The organism is Streptococcus oralis (assembly GCF_026782375.1).
Lineage (GTDB): Bacteria > Bacillota > Bacilli > Lactobacillales > Streptococcaceae > Streptococcus > Streptococcus oralis_CL.
In genome coordinates, this window is sequence record NZ_JAKUWJ010000002.1 from 72,686 (window position 1) to 88,050 (window position 15,365).

Sequence of the window (15,365 nt, forward strand, 5' to 3'; positions counted from 1 at the left end):
TTGTGTCAAAAATCCTAAAATTTTTAAAATTCCACAAGATATTGATTTTTTTTATTTGGATTTATAAAGCTTGAATTCACTAGTATCTATCTGAACAAGCTCATATTTTTCGCTGAGCCAGCTCTCTACATCCGACCACAAGGCAACTTTTTGATTGACCATAATCATCTTTGGTTGATTTTCTTTTAGATCATTCATCAGTTTGGTTTTATTTTCGTCGCTTGCAGTATAGAGTGTTGGTGTCACTAGAGAAGTCGGCGCCAAGCGCTCACTTGCACGATAGAAATCTGGACGATCATCCCAAGCATAGACTCGATCCTCAGAACTCGTTTGCTGTTTGACCACACTAGCAAGACGTTCTCTCTCCTGATAAGTCGCCGGATGTGAAAGGTAGCGACTCAGGATAGGAAGAGCAATAAGGTAGGCAAGGGCAATCAATGGTAGATAGAAATTCCCTTTAATAAAAGAGGCTTTTTTCTCACGTCTTCTACGACGGCTTCCTCCCTCCGAGGCACTTTCCTTAATTCCTGTCAGAAGGAGCAAGATCAAGAAAGGAAGGAGAATAGCGAGACGAGTACCGTTGACAGGTTCATTTGAGAGAATTAAGATTCCCAAAGAAACCAACAATCCCAAGCTAGCAGCAATTGAGAGGGCATATTGCTTGGCTGGTTTTGACTGGAATAAACCAGTAAAGAGCAAACTAAGGGAACCTAGCCCCACTGCAAGTAAACCATAGAAGGCTGCATTTTCAAGCAAATGCGCATTTGAAAAGAGGCTAAGAGTATTTACTGGATATAAGGTCTGGCTAATAGCATCCCCAAAACTACCTGTCCACACTGTATAGTAGCCCAAAGGATAGAATAAGAGTGAAAATCCTAGGGCTGACGCAAAGAACTGATATAGACCATGAACAAAGTGACCTTTAGCTAGATTAAAGCCGATAATGCCCAAGGCCAGTACAGCCGCAAACAAGGCAGTTGGAATCGGCGCAAGGAAGAAAGCGAGAGCAAGACTCATCCCCACTCTTACAAATCCTTTGTCGTCATTTGGATAAGCCAAATAGTTCGTAACAATGCTCAATGAATAAAATAGGAAAGGCAAGGCTAGTAAGAGAGCATAGCCACCACCAAAAGCGAGTCCTGCCACTAACAAATAGAACACAAATACCAGCTTCTTGGCTTCTTCTGCTTGACCAGTAAGAGCATCTGCAGATTTAAAAAGGAAAACACCTGCTCCAAACAAGGCCAACCACTCAACCAAAGCAAGCAGAATACTTCCTAGGGAAAGATAGGTTAGCAAGTAATAGAGCAATCCATTCGTTCCAAAGTAATCTGTATACATTTGACCATTTTGATTCAAGGCCCAACCGGTATAAAGATCCTGAGTTTGTTGCGGACTGACTAAACCAAAAATAAAAGGCAGGACAACCGAAATGGCTGTGGCCACTAAACTCCAAAGCATGATACTAAAAAAGGGAATGGGAGCTCCTTCTCTCTTTTCTGGCGCTGACCAGTCTTGGTAATGAGATCCTTCTTGTTTCTCATCTATTTTCCCGTATACGTTCATTCAATTTCTCCTCTAAGTTTATCTGTTTTAGTATATCAAAATCTTACAGGAATGTCAGCTTGGGATTGATATTTGCTGAATTTCTTATCCAATATCGCAAAGCGTTCGATTTCACGAAAACGATGGAACCTACTAGCTCTATACTCTTTAATAAAATCTTCATTTTCTAGATTGAGCATTGTTTTCTCCTTTACTTATCTATTCGTAAGAAGAAAAAATAAGATCCAGCCTTGGGCTAGATCTTGATGGATAGTTAGAGCATGGGTGCAAACAACTGGACAATTTCCTTAATCAGGCTTTGGTACCAGCTTGTTTTGATTGTGTGGGGATAGATTTCTTGAGAAACCTTAAAAATTTCTTCGAAGTCCCTCTCAATGTCTAAAATAGATTGTGTTCTATAAAGCAAAACACCATTTTCATAGTGGTGGAGCAAGCTACGATAGTCAAAATTGATGGTTCCAACTGTTGCTGCTTCTCCATCGACCAGCATTTGCTTGCTATGAAGAAAGCCGGGACTGTACTCGTAAATGCGAACTCCAGCAGACAACAAGTCAGGATAGGCTCCGCGAGTAACCAATTGGATGACCTTCTTATCTGGGATACAAGGCGTCACAATTCGCACATCTACCCCTCTCAGAGCTGCATTTTTGATACTTTCTGTGAGATCATAGTCCGCAATCAGATAGGGTGTCGTGATATAAACATAGTCTGTAGCTTGATTGATAAGATTTTGATAGACCGTTTTCCCAACCTGAGATCGGTAAATAGGTTTAGGGCCACTACTATAGGGAATACAGAGCCCCATCCCGTCTCTAGGTTGATTTTCAAGATGGTATTGGTCAAAGTCACTAATCTCTCCACGATTGATATACCAGGTGGATAAAAAGAGTCTAGTAAAAGCCTTTACTGCTGGACCATCCAACCGAATACCGCTATCCTTCCAGTAACCAAAGCGTTCGATATGATTGATATACTCGTCTGCTAGATTGGCACCACCTGTATAAGCAATCTGCCCATCGATAATCATGATTTTACGGTGGTCACGGTTGTTATAGGCAACGGTCAAGCGCGGAATCACCTTGTTAAATTTATGGGCTTCAATCCCTCGGCTACGAAGCTGGATGGTATAATCCCCAGGTAAGGTTGCCATACATCCAATATCGTCATAGAGAAGCTTAACTTCTACTCCTTGAGCAGCCTTTTCTTCCAAAATCTCTAAAATGCTGTTCCACATCAAACCTTCTTCGATGATATAGTATTCGAGAAAGATAAACTTCTCCGCTTTCCTGAGATCCTCTAGCATCTGATGCCACATACTTTCACCAGAGGCAAAAAAATGCGTATCCGTTCGATCATAGACATCTGCATTCGTATCCATACTGAGTAGGGATTTGATGACGCCATAAGCTGACTTATCCTCTTCTTTTAACTCCAAACGGAGGGCTCTGCTATTGTCCTCTCGGTCAACCATTGATTGGAGTTGTTTCAATTGCTTGATCTCTTTTTTAGATAGACGGCGTTCTCCAAACATGATATAGAGCAAGGGACCAAATACTGGAACAAAGGCTACTAAGAGCCATGTTACCTTGCTTTCTGGATTCATAGAACGATTAACAATCGATACAATGGTTGCTATACTCATCAAAATAACTAGGATAATCCAGAGAATCGGAGCCATCCGACCTAGATAGAGAAACAAACCAAAGACGATAAACAACTCCGCCAACATGATGGTAATACTAAAACCATACTTGGACATGAGTAGCTGCATTTTTCTAGCTGTCATACATCCCCTTCCTTTTCTAACATTCTCCTTAACTGCTTAATAAACTAATCTTTCTACTAGTATACCTCAGTTCAGGGGTAGATAGCAACCTTTTACTCTTGCCCTTCCATTTTCAGATGCGTATTACAGTTTGAGAGCCAACATATTGACTGTCATACCTGTTGCAGTTCCCATAAGGTAGACGGTATCTCCTTCTTTAACCAATCCATGGTCCAATGAATAGGCCAAGCCAAATGGCACAGAGACTGACACCATATTTCCATAGTCCGTGACGAGATTGAGGTATTGATTCTCAGCCACACCTAGTTTTTCCATAACCAAAGGAAGAGCACGACTTGCTTGGTGAGGAATGATATAATCCACGTCTGCCAAGGCTAATATCGTATCCTTTGTTTTTTCATAAACTGTGAACTTTAAGGTTACTTTTAACCGAGAAAACCACCGTCTTCAAACTACCTATCCTCTGTAGTAATGGAACATAAAACATCGACAAGCGAATTTTTCAATAAAAAATCTGGCAAATTTTTAAAAAAAGAACTACCAAAATGATAGTTCTTTCCAATATTATTTATATTTTTCAATACCGAACACATCCTAGGACAGTCGCTATTGAGGTCGTAGAAGGTAAAGCTGGAACCTTAATTCCAAACTTCTATTTAGTTAGATTTGAAGTTCTATTTTGTTAGTACCACTCGATCAGATGGGTCACGATCCATATCGTCAATTGTGATTTGGTTACCACTGACGCTATAAATCTTCACGTCATCTCCGACAATCATACGTTGATTAGCTGGATCAAGACTGACCTGTTTAATCTCTTGATCACCATCAAGTTCTACTTTTGTCCATGTTCCAGTTGTCCCAGTTATGACAAGAGTAACGCTATCTCCCTCGTCTTGACCCTTATAAGTTCCATCAATATTTGTAGGTTGAGCTACTGGGGCATCCTGGCTTGCAGAGGCTTGTGGTTGACTAGCGCTTGTTGCAGCACTAGAAGATGATTGTTGTTGAGTAGATTGCTGCTGAGCAGGTTGCTGAGCAGGCGATTGTACCCTAGGGGCACATGCTGCTAAGAGACTAAGACTTGCTAAAAAAGCAAGAGAAAGTGTGAATGTTTTGGTTTTCATAGCTGTTTCCTTTCTTTGTTACCATAAATAAACTGATAACAAATTCCAACTATACCAACTACCCCTCAATTATACCAAATAAATTCTCATAGAGCAAGTTAGCCACTTATACTTACACAAAATTTGATCGGACTTCTGAGATAAAGTAGAGCGAGCCCGTCACAAAAAGCAGGTCCTGATCGTTGGCCTTTTCTTCAAATTCTCTGATAAAATCGCCATAGGAAGAAATCAAATCGTAACCCGCAACATCCTTCTCATCCAAAGAACCTTGGTAGTCAAAGCCCGTTACCTTAAGTTCCACCTGAGGCAACTGCTCAGATAGGTAGCCCAACATCCCTTGATAATCTTTGCGTTTAAGAGCACCAAAAAGGATACGGACTTGATAGCCTTGTTGGATTTTCTCTTGGATAAACTCTACCAAACGGGTTAAGGCTGGAAGATTGTGAGCCCCATCTAGGTAGATTTGCGGGCGAATCCGTTCCAATCGACCTGCCCAGTGAGTTTCTTGCAAGGCCTGTCTCACAAGCTCTTCTTCGACTTTTTCCTCTCTTGACTCCATAAAAAGTAGAAAGCTTTGTAAAGCCAAGGCGGCATTTTCTTGCTGGTAGGCACCTTCCAAACTGATTTCAAGCTTTGAAAAGCTTGCTAAGCTACTTGAAAAATCCCCAGCATTCAAGGTGAAGTCTCCCCCAGCTTGATAAAGTTCAACAGCTAACTCTCTTGCTCTTTTTTGACAGACAAGCTCAGCTTCTGGAGCAAACTTGGCAATGACCGCCTTCTTTCCAACCTTGAAGATACCAGCTTTCTGCTCTGCTATTTCCTCCAGACTGTCACCCAAGGTCTCCTGATGATCTAGGCCAATGGAAGTAATAACTGCAATCTCTCCGGTTACGACATTAGTGGTATCAAGTAGACCACCTATCCCCACTTCTAGCAAAACCAAATCCACTTCTTGCTCCCTAAAATAGAGGAAAGCAATTAAGGTCAGCAACTCAAAAAAGGACAACTGGTCATGAGTTTCCAAAAGAGTTTTCTCCATCTCCTTGACTTGTTCTGCCAAACGGATAAAATCTACATCAGCTATTGCTTGCCCATTGATACAGATTCGATCATGGATGCTGATGATATGGGGAGAGGTAAAGGTGCCAACGTTTTTTCCATGAACTGCAAACAACTCCCTCATAAAGGCAATAGTTGATCCCTTGCCGTTCGTTCCTGTTACATGGATAATGGGATAAGCCTTCTCAGGATTCCCTAGCAAATCCACTGCTCGCTGCATTCTTCCAAGTCCAGATCTAAAGTTTAAACCAATCCGACTATGGAGCCATTCTTCTACTTCAAACATACATGTCTCCTTAACAACAATCCAATCAACTAGCGCACTAAAGTTTTACTGTAAATAAAAAGCGAGGCCGGGACAACAATCCCGACCTCTTACCTGGTTAGCTAATCACTAGCTACTATAAATTTCATCGTAGGCTGAAAACGTCCCCCGGACTTACCAGCTCTCTCTTATTTTAAGGAACTGGGCTAAAAATGTCCACTGGATGTTCCTGCTTTTTCTTATTTCTAGAAGCAGGGCTAATACAGTCTCCCAGACTGTATCACTCCTCCATAAAGCTATTGAAGACTTCTTCAATCATGTTCCATTCGTCTTCTGAGTCTTCTGGGATTGGTTGCAATTCGCCTTCTGTTCCGTCTTCATTTTCGATGAATGAGTAAGCTTGGATTTCAACTTCACCATTTTCATCTTCTTCTGCATTAACTGGCACTAGCAGAACATAGTTTTTACCAAATTCTTCTTTCCCATCGATGGTCAAAAGAATTTCAAACAAGGTTTCATTTCCTTGCTCATCTACTAGTGTAATCAATTCACGTTCTTCGTGGTCATGGTTGTGATCGTGTGACATAGTTTCTCCTCTGTCTTAAAATTTTCTATCTAAATAATTTTGCAAAATCAGCTGAGCAGCCAACTTATCAATAACTTTCTTGCGTTTGTTACGGCTGATATCTGCTTGTTCAATCAACATACGTTCCGCAGCGACCGTTGTCAAACGCTCATCCTGATAGTCTACTGGCAAACCAAAGAGTTCTTCTAGCTTGGCACCATAGGCTTGACTGGCTTCTACTCGCGGTCCGCTTGTATTGTTCATGTTTTTTGGCAAACCTACTACAAAGCGTTCTACCTTATAGCTGTCAACCAATTCCTTGATACGGTCAAAACCAAACTGGCCCTGATCCTCATTAATCTGGATGATTTCAAGTCCCTGAGCGGTGAATCCTAGGGGATCGCTAATCGCCACCCCTACTGTTTTTGAACCGACGTCCAATCCCATAATTCTCATAGATTATAGATCGACTCCTTGTCCCTTAAGGTAGTAGCGTACCAATTCTTCAACAATTTCATCACGCTCATACTTACGGATTTGATTTCGTGCATTGTTATAACGAGGAACGTAGGCAGGGTCACCACTCAATACATAACCGACGATCTGGTTAATTGGATTGTAGCCCTTGTCGTTCAAAGAAGCATAGACATCTGTCAACGTTTCGCTAATTTCTTTCTTATTGGAATCATCCAATTTAAACCGTACAGTTTCTTCAGTAAATCCCATTCTAACACCCTCTTTCCTTAGAATATTACTATTATAGCATATTTCCTTACGTTCTACAAATAAATCAGTTTGTTTATTTGGATTTTCTTACTGTTCTGTCGCCCCATTTGCCACTCTGTCAGCAATATACTGGCTAGGTTCGTTTTTTAAGAGATTTTCAAGGCCGATATTTTTTAAATATTCTAGTTGAGATGCCTTTTTGACATCCAAAACTTGAAAATCATAAGTCGTTGTGGTCTGGATTTCTGTCTCGCTGAGTAGCTTGGTTTCCAGTGTAAATCCTGCCAGTTTGCGCGCCTCTTGGATAGTCTCATCCTTTTCTTCTGCTTCAAGAAGCGCTTTTTGCGTTTCCTCTAGGCCATTTTCAGAGATAAAGGTCTTGAGTTCATCCCCGACAGGTCGTTTTTGCTGGATGGTCAAGGTCAAAAACTGACTGCCTTTATAAGTAATGGTCTGAATCTGTTGCGTCCCATTTTCTGACTTCGGCATCAGCAAGGTCTTGGTGACAACCGTATTCTTTTCGGCATTGTCCAAAACGGGAAGGTTGGATTGGAGAGGTTCAGATGTTGTTGTGGAAGCAGCAGGAGTTTCCTTTTTTTGCCCACATCCCGCAAGCAAAAAGAGGAGAGCAAAACTAGCAATTAGTAACTTTTTCATAATTCCTCACTTGATTTTAAAACAAAAGAGCAAACAAGGCCAGGAGTCACTCCCAGCCTTGATGTTTTATAGAGCTGCACGTAGACGTGCTTCTGCATTTTCTACATTACGGACAGAGCGTGGCAAGAAGGCACGGATATCATCTTCTTTATAGCCGACTTGCAGGCGCTTCTCATCAACGAGAATCGGACTCTTTAAGATCCGTGGTGTTTCCATGATTAAGTTGAGCACTTCATTGACACTCAAATCCTCGATGTCAACTCCAAGTGCCTTAGCGTAGCGGTTTTTTGACGAAACGATACTGGCAATTCCATTATCTGTTTTCGTGAGAATATCTAATAACTCTTCTCTTGTAATTCCTTCTTTACCGAGATTTTGTTCTTTATAACTTAACTGGTGGGCATTGAGCCAGGTTTTCGCTTTTTTACAGCTAGTACAACTTGAGACTGTATAAATTTTGATCATGTACCTACCCCTTTCGCTACATGTTACTATCAGTTTAGTCTATTATACCATAAAAAACATCCGACTTGCGACCTATTTTTAAAAAAAATTAACTTTTTTCGCGATTTTCGTACTTTTTTCTTGACAAAATCAATTTATAACCAACTTTTAAATTTTTTGATATACAATCGTTTTACAACTGTAACACTTATCATATAGAGAACGATAATCAAAAGCAAAAAGAGGAAATAAATGGGTTCCAAAGGGGTTAAATGAAGCAGGCTAGCAATTGAAGAGTAGGGAAGGAAGGTCACAAAACTAGCTGCTAGCAAGGTTGTTCCAAGAACAAACCATGATGGACGACTTTGTAAGAAAGGAAGTTTTGCTGAACGGAGCATATGGATAACCATAGTTTGGGACCACATGGATTCAATGAACCAACCTGTCTGGAACAAGATGATAAAGCCCGTTGCAGACTCTGCTCCGTGAGCATAAGCTTGACCTGTCGCCATTGGAACAATGACAAAATAGAGCAAGATAAAGGTCAAAATATCAAAGGCGGAAGAAATCGGACCCATCCAAATCATAAAACGAGTAATAGACTTAGCCTCCCACTTATGGGGATGTTTTAAAAAGTCTTCATCCACATTATCAAATGGCAAGGCAATGCAAGAAAGGTCGTAGACGAGGTTTAACACAATCAAGTGAATCGGAGCCATTGGCAGGAAAGGTAAAAAGATACCAGACACTAACAGAGAGAAAATGTTCCCGAAATTAGAGCTGACCGTCATCTTGATATATTTGGTCATATTAGCATAGACTTTGCGTCCTTCAACCAGCCCTTTTTCAAGCACCATCAAATCCTTATCTAGCAAAATGACATCAGCCGTTTCTTTGGCAATATCTACTGCTGTATCAACAGAAATCCCCACATCTGCCACTTTCATAGAAGGGGCATCATTGATCCCATCTCCCATATAACCGACACAATGTCCATTAGATTTGATTTGTAAAATGATTCGTGCCTTTTGATCAGGAGAGAGTTTGGCAAAGACGGTCACCTTCTCGACAGCTTGGGCCAACTCTTCGTCCGTCATGGCGTCAATATCAGAACCCAACAAGATTTGATCAACATCTAGACCAACTTTTTCGCAAACTGCTTGGGTTACCTTCTCATTGTCCCCCGTCAAGATCTTTGTTTGAACACCGTGTTCTAACAAAGCTTGGATAGCAGGTGCTGCTGATGGTTTTGGTGGATCTAGAAAGGCAAGATATCCTGTTAGAATCATCTCCTTTTCATCTTCAACTGAGTAAGCAAAACCTTCTTTTAGGCCTGTTTTATAAGCGACTCCCAAGACTCGCAATCCCTGTTGATTAAGTTGATCTACTTCTTTTAAGATTTCCACACGGATATCATCCGTCAAAGGACTAATTTGACCTTGATATTCCACATGGGTTGAAATCGCAAGCATTTCCTCTAGAGCACCCTTGGTTACCAAACTAACAACTTCGTTCTCATCCTTGACGATGACACTCATCCGTCTGCGTTCAAAATCAAAGGGTAATTCATCTATTTTTTGGAAGCTAGTATCCAAATTTTGTAGAATAGCGTGTTCTTTAGCTTCTTTTTCAGTTCTACTGATAATGGCACGGTCCATCAAGTTTTTCAAACCCGTTTGAAAATAGGAATTGAGATAGGCACGTCTCAACACAGATAAATCCAAATCTCCATGTATATCCAAAGGATATTCAAGGACAATTTCGTCTTGGGTAAGGGTTCCGGTTTTATCCGTGCATAAGATATCAATAGCACCTAGGTCCTGTATGGCATTGAGTTTTTTGATGACGACTTTTTCCTTAGCCATGATAATGGAGCCTTTTGCTAAACTAGCCGTGATGATCATAGGAAGCATCTCAGGTGTCAATCCAACACCAACACTCAATGCAAACATACCTGCTTCCAGCCAGTCGCCATCTGTCAAGCCATTGGAGAGAAAGACGATGGGAACCATGACCAACATCAAACGGATCAAGAGCCAAGAGATACTGTTCATCTCCCGTTCAAAAGAGGTCGGTTCGTCATAGGTATTGAGAGTCTGCTCGATTTCTCCCATCATGGTGTCATCCCCGACCGCTAGAATCAAAGCCTTGGCGCTTCCTGATATCACATTGGTTCCCATAAAGGCGAGCGCTTCTGCTTCTAGCAGACTATCAAAGTTTGACTGACTCATTTTTGACAAGGCTAGTTTCTCAACCGAGTCACTTTCACCTGTCAAACCAGACTGTTGGACAAAGAAATCGCGTGATTCAATCAAAAGGAGGTCTGCCGGAATCATATCCCCAGCACTTAATTTGACTATATCTCCAACTACTAAATCTTCAATTGCGATCTCTAAACTCTGGCCTTCGCGAATAACCGTAGCTGTATTCACAATCATTTTTGAAAGATTGGTCGCAGCTTTGTCACTTCGCAGTTCTTGGACAAAGCGTATGCCACCAGAGATTAGAACGAGAACGACGATGATGATAGAGGTCGTCGGATCTTCTTGTCCAGGCTTCGCCAACCAGACATTGGTCACCATGGAAATCATAGCGATGACAAGAAGGATGATTGTAAATGGATTGATAATCGATTCGTAAATCTTTTTGAGGATACTGTCTTCTTGGCCCTTGGTGATGGTGTTTTCGCCATATAGGTCACGATTTTTCTCCACCTGCTCCTCAGTCAAGCCTGTTAGACTTGTCTTATAAAAAGATAAAGTTTCGTTTAGAGGTGTGTGAATAGCTGTTGCTAATCTTTCTTTTGTAGTTTTCATTGGTTTCTCCTATCTGTATGAATGATGTGTTTCATACACAGAGACCAATCACTTTATAAGGGCAGAACGACACAAATCAGCGATTGGCTGTGTATGTGCGGTTCTGGGTGGTCGTCAATTTGCATCGTTTGTCTCCTTTCTTTTTCTTAAAACAGCAGAAAATCCTGCCATAAAATGGCAGGATTAAAAAACTAATTATCTGTTTTTTCGTTCAAGCTTTAACTCCATAGGGCGATGTAATGAGCTTAGTCTTGGCCTTCGCGACCAAGACTGTTGACCAACGAGTAGTGTCTCCACTGCTTTGCGGTAGTCATCCGTATCCCTATGGTAGCCTCACCTACCGTTTTCGTCTATCAGTATAAACCTTTAAAATATAAAAGTCAACGATTTATCATAATTTTCTTAAATGACAATTAATTCCTTCGGTGCTAGAGTCAACAATTCGCAACCGTTATCTGTAATTAAGATATCATCTTCAATACGAACGCCGTATTTTCCTTCAATATAAATACCTGGTTCATCAGTCAAGACCATACCGGATTTAATGACTTCTTTGGAAGTTTGGCTAAAGTAAGGTTCTTCGTGAATATCCAGTCCGATACCGTGTCCAATACCGTGGGTAAAGTAGTCACCATAGCCTGCCTCGATGATAATATCACGAGGGATTTTGTCAAAGTCGCGGAAACCTAAGCCATCCTTAGCTTGATCAATCAAGGCTTGGTTGGCTTTCAGGACCGTATTGTAAATCTCTGCCTGCTCGTCACTGACATGACCGAGGTAGATGGTCCGTGTCATATCACTGACATAGTGGTCGTAGAGACAGCCGAAGTCCATGGTAATGGCTTCTCCCGCTTCAACCGGTTTGTGCATTGGATGAGCATGGGGTTTAGAAGAGTTGATGCCACTTGCTAAAATGGTATCAAAAGACAAGCCTGCCGCTCCTAGCTCACGCATGCGGAAATCAAGGAAGTTGGCAATTTCGATCTCAGTTTTTCCTGGTTTGATAAAGTCAAGTGCATCTCGGAAAGCTTGGTCTGAGATAGAACAAGCCTTGCGAATAGTCGCAATCTCTTTCTCATCCTTAATCATACGAAGTGCTTCAACAAACTGAGTCTGCGGAAGCAAGTCGATTCCTGCAAAAGCTGGCTGCATACGGTGGTAATAAGAGACCGAAATCTCGTCTTCAAAACCGACGCGAGACAAGCCCATATCCTTAACAATGCCTGCAATAACAGCCAATTCATCGCGGTCAGCCACAATCTCAAAACCTGTCACTTCTTGCTTAGCTGCAATGATATAGCGAGAGTCTGTCACCAAAACCTGACGGTCACGGCTGATAAAGACTGTTCCATTTGAACCCCAAAAACCAGTCAAATAATAGACGTTTTTAAGGTTGTTGATGATGATACCATCTAGTTCTTTTTCTTTCATTTTAGCTAGAAATTCTTGCACACGTTTATTCATGATGTAACTTTCCTTTCAAATAGTGTCCTGTGTAGCTGGCTTCATTGGCCGCTACTTCTTCTGGGGTTCCTGTTGCGATGATAGTTCCACCACCGACACCGCCCTCAGGTCCCAAATCGATGATATGGTCTGCCGTCTTGATGACATCCAGATTGTGCTCAATGACGAGGACAGTATTGCCATCGTCGACAAAGCGAGCTAAGACTTTAAGCAAGCGAGCGATATCCTCAGTATGAAGCCCTGTAGTTGGCTCATCCAGAATATAGAAGGATTTCCCTGTCGAGCGTTTGTGGAGTTCACTAGCCAGCTTCATACGCTGGGCTTCTCCTCCTGAAAGGGTGGTAGCTGGTTGTCCTAAGGTTACATAGCCCAGCCCTACATCCTTGATAGTCTGGAGTTTGCGTTGAATTTTTGGAATGTGTTGGAAAAATTCCACCGCATCATTAACCGTCATATCCAAGACTTGCGAGATGTTCTTTTCCTTGTAGTGAACTTCTAGGGTTTCACTGTTGTAGCGAGTCCCATGGCAGACTTCACAAGCCACATAAACATCTGGCAAGAAGTGCATCTCAATCTTGATAATCCCGTCACCTGAGCAGGCTTCACAACGACCACCCTTGACGTTGAAACTGAAACGACCCTTCTTGTAGCCTCGAATCTTGGCCTCATTTGTCTGGGCAAAGAGGTCACGGATGTCGTCAAAAACTCCCGTATAGGTAGCAGGGTTGGACCTCGGCGTCCGTCCGATTGGACTCTGGTCAATATCAATCAGACGATCGACATGCTCAATCCCTGTGATGGTTTTGAATTTACCAGGCTTGTCTGAATTGCGGTTGAGCTTCTGGGCAATAGCTTTTTTGAGGATGCTGTTGATTAAGGTCGATTTCCCTGAACCTGACACACCTGTCACCGCAATGAATTTTCCTAATGGGAAGCGAGCAGTGATATTTTGCAAGTTGTTCTCACGCGCACCCGTCACCTCGATAAAACGACCATTTCCGGCACGGCGCTCTTCTGGCACTGGAATCGCTCGTTTACCTGACAAGTACTGACCTGTGATAGACTTGCTATTGCGAGCCACCTGCTTAGGCGTACCTGCAGCGACAATCTCCCCACCAAATGCTCCCGCACCAGGACCTACGTCAATCAGATAATCCGCCTCTCTCATGGTGTCCTCATCGTGTTCTACCACGATCAGGGTATTCCCCAAGTCACGCATCTTTTTCAGACTGGCAATCAGGCGGTCATTATCCCTCTGGTGAAGTCCGATGGACGGCTCATCTAATATATAGAGGACACCTGAGAGGTTGGACCCAATCTGGGTTGCCAAGCGAATACGCTGACTCTCCCCACCTGAAAGGGTTCCTGCCGAACGCGACAGCGTCAGATAGTTAAGACCTACGTTATTGAGGAAGGTCAAGCGATCCTTGATTTCCTTAAGAATAGGCCGAGCAATGATGGCTTCATTTTCAGACAGGGTCAGCTGACTCACCAACTCCAAGTGGTCTGCGATAGACAGGTCTGAGATTTCACCGATATGGGGTCCTTGCTCTCCACCCACACGAACAGACAGGGCCTGGTCGTTGAGACGATAGCCGTGGCAAGTTCCGCAGGTTAGCTCATTCATGTAGAGGCGCATCTGGGTGCGCGTGTAATCACTGTTAGTCTCATGGTAACGACGCTTGATATTATTGACAACCCCCTCAAAAGGAATGTCAATATCGCGCACTCCACCAAATTCATTTTCATAGTGGAAATGGAATTCCTTGCCATCCGAGCCGTAGAGAATCAAATTCTTATCTTCTTCTGACAAGTCCTCAAAAGGCTTATCCATATCCACTCCAAAGGCTGTCATGGCCTGCTCTAGCATATTTGGATAGTAGTTGGAAGAGATAGGATTCCAAGGTGCTAATGCTCCCTCACGCAAAGTTTTGCTGGTATCAGGAACCACCAAGTCAACATCCACCTCCAGCTTGATGCCCAAACCATCACACTCACTACAAGAGCCAAAAGGAGCATTGAAGGAGAAGAGACGAGGCTCTAACTCTGGTACGGTAAAACCACAAACCGGGCAGGCATAGTGCTCAGAAAAGAGCAACTCAGAATCGTCCATAGTGTCGATAATCACATAACCTTCTGCAATACGAAGGGCAGCCTCAATGGAATCAAAGAGACGGCTACGAATGCCCTCCTTGATGACAATACGGTCGACCACGACATCGATATTGTGTTGCTTGCTCTTGGACAACTCTGGTACTTCGGTCACATCATAGACTTCCCCATCCACTCGGACACGAACATAGCCATCTTTCTGAATCTTTTCAATGACGCTCTTATGTTGTCCTTTTTTCTTGCGGATAACAGGGGCCAAAATCTGCAAGCGTTGGCGTTCTGGCAATTCTAAGACCTTATCAACGATCTGCTCCACAGAAGAAGCCTTGATAGCCCCGTGTCCGTTGATACAGTAAGGCGTCCCCACACGTGCGTAGAGGAGACGCAGATAGTCATTGATTTCAGTCGTTGTTCCAACGGTCGAACGAGGGTTTTTACTAGTCGTTTTCTGGTCGATGGAAATAGCTGGGCTGAGACCATCAATGGCATCCACATCTGGTTTTTCCATGTTGCCCAAAAACTGGCGAGCATAGGCTGATAGACTCTCTACATAGCGACGTTGGCCCTCAGCATAGAGGGTATCAAAGGCCAGACTGGATTTCCCAGAACCTGACAAACCAGTCACAACAACCAGCTTGTCTCGCGGAATCTCCACATCAATATTTTTTAAGTTATGGGCACGTGCCCCATGAATGACAATTTTATCTTGCATCTTTGTTCTTTCTAGTCCATTATTGCTTTCCATTATACCAAAAAATGTGAAATTCTATTACCCAAA

General features: G+C 42.5%; 13 protein-coding genes, 1 pseudogene and 1 riboswitch. All 14 genes and pseudogenes read right to left on the reverse strand.

Translation table 11 applies throughout. The features are described from left to right. Positions 1-51: 51 nt before the first annotated feature. Complete coding sequence (locus MK409_RS05995) at positions 52-1,566, reverse strand: damage-inducible protein CinA (protein ID WP_268705662.1); 1,515 nt, start codon at positions 1,564-1,566, stop codon at positions 52-54. A gap of 35 nt (positions 1,567-1,601) precedes the next feature. Then, a complete protein-coding gene (locus MK409_RS06000; RefSeq protein WP_268705663.1) occupies positions 1,602-1,745 on the reverse strand; it encodes a hypothetical protein in 144 nt (47 codons plus the stop codon). Positions 1,746-1,819: 74 nt separating this feature from the next. Beyond that, on the reverse strand, positions 1,820-3,352 hold the full coding sequence (gene cls / locus MK409_RS06005) for a cardiolipin synthase (RefSeq protein WP_268705664.1): 1,533 nt from the start codon (positions 3,350-3,352) through the stop codon (positions 1,820-1,822). Between the two features lie 123 nt (positions 3,353-3,475). After that, a pseudogene (locus MK409_RS06010) lies at positions 3,476-3,730 on the reverse strand (3-oxoacyl-[acyl-carrier-protein] synthase III C-terminal domain-containing protein); the annotation flags it as partial. Positions 3,731-4,026: 296 nt separating this feature from the next. Next, entirely contained in the window at positions 4,027-4,479 is a 453-nt protein-coding gene (locus MK409_RS06015) for an SP_0198 family lipoprotein (RefSeq protein WP_268705665.1), read from the reverse strand. Between the two features lie 112 nt (positions 4,480-4,591). After that, positions 4,592-5,824, reverse strand: coding sequence for a bifunctional folylpolyglutamate synthase/dihydrofolate synthase (locus MK409_RS06020; RefSeq protein WP_268705666.1), 1,233 nt, complete (start codon positions 5,822-5,824; stop codon positions 4,592-4,594). Between the two features lie 259 nt (positions 5,825-6,083). Next, positions 6,084-6,389 (reverse strand): DUF1292 domain-containing protein, encoded by a 306-nt coding sequence (locus MK409_RS06025; protein ID WP_000017624.1) that lies wholly within the window; start codon positions 6,387-6,389, stop codon positions 6,084-6,086. A 15-nt stretch (positions 6,390-6,404) separates the two neighbouring features. Next, positions 6,405-6,824, reverse strand: coding sequence for a Holliday junction resolvase RuvX (ruvX, locus tag MK409_RS06030; RefSeq protein WP_002876031.1), 420 nt, complete (start codon positions 6,822-6,824; stop codon positions 6,405-6,407). A 3-nt stretch (positions 6,825-6,827) separates the two neighbouring features. Beyond that, positions 6,828-7,094 (reverse strand): IreB family regulatory phosphoprotein, encoded by a 267-nt coding sequence (locus tag MK409_RS06035; protein WP_000507059.1) that lies wholly within the window; start codon positions 7,092-7,094, stop codon positions 6,828-6,830. Positions 7,095-7,181: 87 nt separating this feature from the next. Then, the gene (locus tag MK409_RS06040; protein WP_215804288.1) at positions 7,182-7,751 is read right to left on the reverse strand and encodes an SP0191 family lipoprotein; all 570 of its coding nucleotides are present in this window, start codon (positions 7,749-7,751) and stop codon (positions 7,182-7,184) included. A 66-nt stretch (positions 7,752-7,817) separates the two neighbouring features. After that, complete coding sequence (gene spx / locus MK409_RS06045; RefSeq protein WP_000591165.1) at positions 7,818-8,216, reverse strand: transcriptional regulator Spx; 399 nt, start codon at positions 8,214-8,216, stop codon at positions 7,818-7,820. 134 nt (positions 8,217-8,350) lie between these two features. After that, entirely contained in the window at positions 8,351-11,011 is a 2,661-nt protein-coding gene (gene mgtA, locus MK409_RS06050) for a magnesium-translocating P-type ATPase (protein ID WP_268705667.1), read from the reverse strand. A gap of 195 nt (positions 11,012-11,206) precedes the next feature. Beyond that, positions 11,207-11,358, reverse strand: a riboswitch (M-box (ykoK) riboswitch). 55 nt (positions 11,359-11,413) lie between these two features. Then, complete coding sequence (locus MK409_RS06055) at positions 11,414-12,475, reverse strand: M24 family metallopeptidase (RefSeq protein ID WP_268705668.1); 1,062 nt, start codon at positions 12,473-12,475, stop codon at positions 11,414-11,416. Continuing rightward, the gene (gene uvrA, locus MK409_RS06060) at positions 12,468-15,299 is read right to left on the reverse strand and encodes an excinuclease ABC subunit UvrA (protein WP_268705669.1); all 2,832 of its coding nucleotides are present in this window, start codon (positions 15,297-15,299) and stop codon (positions 12,468-12,470) included. Before uvrA ends, MK409_RS06055 begins: the two co-directional genes overlap by 8 nt. Between the last annotated feature and the right edge of the window lie 66 nt (positions 15,300-15,365).

Coding starts and splice junctions, on each gene's coding strand:
- MK409_RS05995 (WP_268705662.1), bottom strand. CDS start 1,566: ATGAACGTATACGGGAAAATAGATGAGAAACAAGAAGGATCTCATTAC.
- MK409_RS06000 (WP_268705663.1), bottom strand. CDS start 1,745: ATGCTCAATCTAGAAAATGAAGATTTTATTAAAGAGTATAGAGCTAGT.
- cls (WP_268705664.1), bottom strand. CDS start 3,352: ATGACAGCTAGAAAAATGCAGCTACTCATGTCCAAGTATGGTTTTAGT.
- MK409_RS06015 (WP_268705665.1), bottom strand. CDS start 4,479: ATGAAAACCAAAACATTCACACTTTCTCTTGCTTTTTTAGCAAGTCTT.
- MK409_RS06020 (WP_268705666.1), bottom strand. CDS start 5,824: ATGTTTGAAGTAGAAGAATGGCTCCATAGTCGGATTGGTTTAAACTTT.
- MK409_RS06025 (WP_000017624.1), bottom strand. CDS start 6,389: ATGTCACACGATCACAACCATGACCACGAAGAACGTGAATTGATTACA.
- ruvX (WP_002876031.1), bottom strand. CDS start 6,824: ATGAGAATTATGGGATTGGACGTCGGTTCAAAAACAGTAGGGGTGGCG.
- MK409_RS06035 (WP_000507059.1), bottom strand. CDS start 7,094: ATGGGATTTACTGAAGAAACTGTACGGTTTAAATTGGATGATTCCAAT.
- MK409_RS06040 (WP_215804288.1), bottom strand. CDS start 7,751: ATGAAAAAGTTACTAATTGCTAGTTTTGCTCTCCTCTTTTTGCTTGCG.
- spx (WP_000591165.1), bottom strand. CDS start 8,216: ATGATCAAAATTTATACAGTCTCAAGTTGTACTAGCTGTAAAAAAGCG.
- mgtA (WP_268705667.1), bottom strand. CDS start 11,011: ATGAAAACTACAAAAGAAAGATTAGCAACAGCTATTCACACACCTCTA.
- MK409_RS06055 (WP_268705668.1), bottom strand. CDS start 12,475: ATGAATAAACGTGTGCAAGAATTTCTAGCTAAAATGAAAGAAAAAGAA.
- uvrA (WP_268705669.1), bottom strand. CDS start 15,299: ATGCAAGATAAAATTGTCATTCATGGGGCACGTGCCCATAACTTAAAA.